Source organism: Vibrio splendidus 12E03 (assembly GCF_000272105.2).
Taxonomy (GTDB): Bacteria; Pseudomonadota; Gammaproteobacteria; order Enterobacterales; family Vibrionaceae; genus Vibrio; species Vibrio splendidus_I.
In genome coordinates this window covers 1-4,313 of record NZ_AJZD02000150.1, presented here as the reverse complement: position 1 = coordinate 4,313, position 4,313 = coordinate 1, and the positions used below count along the sequence as shown (strand labels likewise).

Sequence of the window (4,313 nt, the reverse complement as noted above, 5' to 3'; positions counted from 1 at the left end):
TCGCACGTTTGAACTTGAATTGCCGCCAGGAATGCTCAGCGACCAAATTGGCAGCGGTGAAAACAGCGAAGGCGGAGATGATGAGGAAGCCTCTGCGAAAGTGGACGGGCAATACGTCACTTTATCGAGCAGTGATGTGGATGTGTTCGGGGAAGTGGCATTGGGCGTGAAAGCGTTGCTGCAACTCGACCCGGATTTAACCGGGGACGGGGATGCTCAAGAATCTTTAGTGGGTTCTGTGCAAGCCGTGCCGTCTCTGTCTCGCTTAGTGGTACTTCATATTCGTCTGGAGTGAAATGAATCGAGGTTTTATCATATTGCAGCAAACAGATAATATGCCCATCTTCCTCCCAACGCTTCAGTTGGTAATCGGCATCGTGAGACAAATCGAGACTCATTCCACCGCCATGAAACTGCATCGCATCGCCAGTTAGATATACACTTGTTCCGTAACGTGTTTCTAGTGTTAGCGGTATCATGATTCTACCCCCTAATGAATGGAACGGTTGAAAGGCCGTTGTTGAGTAGCCAGTTTTTGATTTCGTCTTGGGTTAAGTGAGGCTCTACAATAGCCCAACGGAAGCCTTGTTTAGACCACTTACCGCCAGCCCCCTTGAATTCAACTTCGTCAACATAGACAACAACGATTTCGTTACCATCGGCTGTTTTTTGTGGGTAGCGTTCGATATTATCACTGGTGCGAATCGTCAAACTCTCGTTATACATATAAGTATCTGTAATCACGTTCTATACCCTCTTATTCTAGATACTGAGTGATCATTTCAATTTCTTGACTAACATCAACAAGTGCTTGCGCATCCGAGTTGATAACTTCAAGCTGAGTTTGATCTCTTGCTTTTCGCTCAAGGCCGTGTTTTATAGATTTGATAAACTTCTCAGCTTCTTCTAGCTTTTCAATGAGTTTGCTATCTTTTGACATCATTTTTCCCTCTTTACTTAATCAGTTGATATTCTTTCACAAGGCTATCCAATGGGATTCTAAGCCCATCGTGTAGCTTGCGAATCATTGAGATAGATAAACGTCTTTGACGGCTCAGAATCTCCGTAACACGGCTGCGCTGACCAAGGAAAGGTACAAGGTCTTTATCCTCTAAGCCTTGCTGCTCCATACGGAACTTGATTGCTTCGATTGGGTCAGGTGGTGCAATTGGATAATTAGCTTCTTCAAATGCCTCAATTAGAGTGGCAAGCACTTCTAACTCATCACCCTCTAGTGTGTTTGGTTCAGCATCCCAAAGCTGCTCGATACGCGCTAAAGCAGCGCGGTTATCATCTGCTGTTTTGATTGGTTTAATTTGCATATCTGCCTCTTCTAAACGGTTTTCGCATCAACTTTGTCATAGTCTGCATGTGTGCCAATAAAGCGAATATATACCATCGAAAATTTGTAATTAATCGCGGTGATCAGTCGATACTTATTGCCGTGAACGTTGAACACAACGCGATTATTGCCAACGAAAGACGCATTTCGGTACAGTGCCTTTATGTCTTGGGGCGTTTGCCAATTTGCGTGTTTGGCTTCGTCAAACCATGCCATTAGTGGCTGTTCAGAATCAGCGTAATTAGGCTGTTCCCAAAACTCTCTTAAAGTTGCTCTTGATAAAATTCGCATACATCCCCTTTACTATATTTCCCATTGTGGGAAATTAACAATAAACAGTCAAGTGCTACTTTCCCAAAAAGGGAAAATAAATAAAATCATAAACCTAACAGAGTTATAAAGCCAGTTGCGCAGCTTGGCATAATTGAGTTTCTGAAATGTCGATGTACCCCAAACTCATTGACGGTTCAGAATGGCCTAATGTAATCAACCAGTTAAAAACGTCATTCTCAGATGCTGGGCCTAATGAGGTTGTAAAGATCGCATTTGCTTTAAGCAAGAATGTACTTGAGAAAAAGTTGAAACAATTAACCGATCTTTGAGGGAAGCGGACATGGTTACAGGTAAAGGTAAGTCTATGTTTTTATTCGTAGAGAAAACATACCTTTTCAAGGCAGGATTACGACACATCGAGGAAAGGCCGCTAGTAATTGTCGGTCAGATTGGAACGGGAACTGGTGCGCTTTCAATGGCTATTGCAGGACAAATTAGATCTACCGTAATGTTTACAGTGGTTTTTTTATGACTAAATCATAGATACAAAAAAAGCAGCCTTTATAGCTGCTTTCTCATAATACTAGCCCTGTAACCCGAGACTTGGAGAAAGGTCTCACCCGACATAATCACTCTCTTAACTATGGGGTTCTTACGCAGCTTAATGGTAGAGAGACCAAGCTGTTTCACGCTTTCAAATAAATAATACTACATTGATCAAGATTGGTTAAGCTTAGTAATAATTTCCTACTCCTCAAGATGATCGGTTTTCTCTATTGTTCTCCGATAAAACGGATCATCTAATAGCTTCTTATTCATTGTGGCAATGAATAGTGGTAATGTGTTCTTAATCATTTCAACAATGGATAAGATTGTGGCTAGATTTAGTGCTGTTCAAAAAGAGATTTTAACTATTTTGGCTAAAGCCTTTATTGGTGGAGTTAAAGAAGCAAAATCTACAGATGTAAATGCTCTGGTAAATATGAACCTCAAAAAAGACATTCATCCAAATAACTTCCGTACATCCTGCAAAACTCTGGAGGAACGAGAGTTGATACAAAGGCGTAAAGAGGAATTTGATTGGTTTATTAACATCGCTCCCGATGGCTTTGAAAAAGCCTTGGAGTGGATTAATGAAAGCCAGAAGTACTGAGCGAGCATTATAAATAGTATTATTGCCGTATACACCCAATGGTATACATTTATAATGTATACCATTGGGTGTATATTTTAATGATACTTCTTGCTTGGTTTGAGATGGTTGTATATCATGCATCTATACAGTTTGTATTTTTGCAAGATATCTCAATTGTTATACATTTAAAATGTATAACAATTGAGATATTGATTAAGTATACGAGGTTTCTATGAGAGTGATTACAATCGCAGGTCGTAAAGGTGGTATAAAAAAAACCACTACTACAGTCAATACTGCTTATGAGCTATCGCAAAAAGGAAAGCGAGTTCTGGTTATTGATTTTGATGGCCAAGGGGACGCGACGAGTTTTTATCGTAGAGATAAAACGGAGTTCTACATAGCTGATGTTTTGTTAGATCGTAAGTTTGATATAAATAAAGCTATTTATCCCGCACTCATTAAAGGAGTAGAGCAAGATAAATTGTTCATTATTCCCGCTCGTGGGGGGGATGTTATGTCTAAGTTGAACATGGATATGGTTAGTTTACCGAAACGTGAAGAGCGTTTGCTAAGGCATTTAGATTTAGTGAAAGACAAATTTGATTTTGTGTTAATTGATACGAGTCCAGAAACTAGTATTTTATCTATGAATGCGGTTATAGCTGCTGATGAGTTTATTTTTCCAACAACGTTTACAGATCGCAGCTTTGAAGGGATCGATGTTCTAATTGAACATATACAAGATGCTAAATTTATCGATGAAGATGAGATCGATTATCTAATTTTACCGGTTGGTATCGATAAACGAGTTAAGTCCACATATGCATATGGGCGTGAATATTTGGCTGAACGTTTTCCACATAATATAGCTCAAACTACTGTTTGGCATCGTCAATCTGATTTTGAGAATGCAGAACTAGACCACGTTCCTGTCTCGGTCTACAAGTCGAGTAGTGCTACTGCTATGTATTACAAAAATTTTGCTAAAGAGGTTATCGATAATGAGTGCTGAATTTGAATCACTATCTTCACAAGAACAATTGAAATATTTAATTAATCTTGAAGAAAAAGGGGATAGATTAAAACCTAAACAAAGAGCTTTGAAGAGCCGTTTAGAAAAAGAGCTTCAACCTAGCACATCGATGCCGGAAAAAAGTGAAGTTAAAACAAACCTATTTGGTAAGGTTTCGACTTCTGCTGTTAATCCTAAAGCGGTTAGATTTTTACAAAAAGAACGAGATCTCTTAACCGAACGAACTAATTCATTAAATACCAAAAATCCACATGCGGTGGTAGAGCGTTTAGGGAGCTTAAAAGCGGTTAACGATACAAGTCTTATTCGAGCTGCGGTTCTGGCGTTGGTCGATATGGACGATAACACCTTGATTGAATACATAAAACAAACCCAATTAAACATGATTGGAAGTGGTAATAAATCATAAGTATTTATCTAGTATACATTTAATGATATACATTTATGTTCTGATTTTTATGAATAATAGTATGAAGATGAGCACCTTTTATTGCTTGAATACTAAACATTTGTAATACTGTGTTTAC

The 4,313-nt window shown here is 39.0% G+C and carries 8 protein-coding genes and 1 pseudogene; 5 read left to right on the top strand and 4 right to left on the bottom strand.

What is annotated here, in order from left to right:
* Nucleotides 1-295: pseudogene (locus A142_RS24960) on the top strand (hypothetical protein); the annotation flags it as partial.
* 188 nt (nucleotides 296-483) lie between these two features.
* Here A142_RS24960 and A142_RS11150 read toward each other — a convergent pair.
* From A142_RS11150 to A142_RS11135, 4 genes are read right to left on the bottom strand one after another with little or no spacing between them, the layout of a single operon-like run.
* Nucleotides 484-744 carry a hypothetical protein gene (locus A142_RS11150; protein WP_241813085.1) on the bottom strand — a complete coding sequence of 87 codons (261 nt, stop codon included), beginning with the start codon at nucleotides 742-744 and terminating at the stop codon, nucleotides 484-486.
* 13 nt (nucleotides 745-757) lie between these two features.
* Entirely contained in the window at nucleotides 758-943 is a 186-nt protein-coding gene (locus A142_RS11145) for a hypothetical protein (RefSeq protein ID WP_019824621.1), read from the bottom strand.
* Between the two features lie 10 nt (nucleotides 944-953).
* A complete protein-coding gene (locus A142_RS11140; protein WP_019824620.1) occupies nucleotides 954-1,322 on the bottom strand; it encodes a helix-turn-helix domain-containing protein in 369 nt (122 codons plus the stop codon).
* Between the two features lie 11 nt (nucleotides 1,323-1,333).
* Nucleotides 1,334-1,633 (bottom strand): type II toxin-antitoxin system HigB family toxin, encoded by a 300-nt coding sequence (locus A142_RS11135; RefSeq protein ID WP_019824619.1) that lies wholly within the window; start codon nucleotides 1,631-1,633, stop codon nucleotides 1,334-1,336.
* A 322-nt stretch (nucleotides 1,634-1,955) separates the two neighbouring features.
* Between A142_RS11135 and A142_RS11130 the strand changes: the two genes are divergently transcribed.
* The 4 genes from A142_RS11130 (at nucleotide 1,956) to A142_RS11115 (ending at nucleotide 4,195) form a co-directional block, all read left to right on the top strand.
* Complete coding sequence (locus A142_RS11130) at nucleotides 1,956-2,147, top strand: hypothetical protein (RefSeq protein WP_019824617.1); 192 nt, start codon at nucleotides 1,956-1,958, stop codon at nucleotides 2,145-2,147.
* Between the two features lie 330 nt (nucleotides 2,148-2,477).
* Nucleotides 2,478-2,768: a hypothetical protein gene (locus A142_RS11125; protein ID WP_020628679.1), complete on the top strand. Its 291-nt coding sequence runs from the start codon at nucleotides 2,478-2,480 to the stop codon at nucleotides 2,766-2,768.
* A gap of 214 nt (nucleotides 2,769-2,982) precedes the next feature.
* On the top strand, nucleotides 2,983-3,765 hold the full coding sequence (locus A142_RS11120; RefSeq protein WP_017108533.1) for a ParA family protein: 783 nt from the start codon (nucleotides 2,983-2,985) through the stop codon (nucleotides 3,763-3,765).
* Entirely contained in the window at nucleotides 3,755-4,195 is a 441-nt protein-coding gene (locus tag A142_RS11115; RefSeq protein ID WP_019824615.1) for a hypothetical protein, read from the top strand. Before A142_RS11120 ends, A142_RS11115 begins: the two co-directional genes overlap by 11 nt.
* Nucleotides 4,196-4,313: the final 118 nt, after the last annotated feature.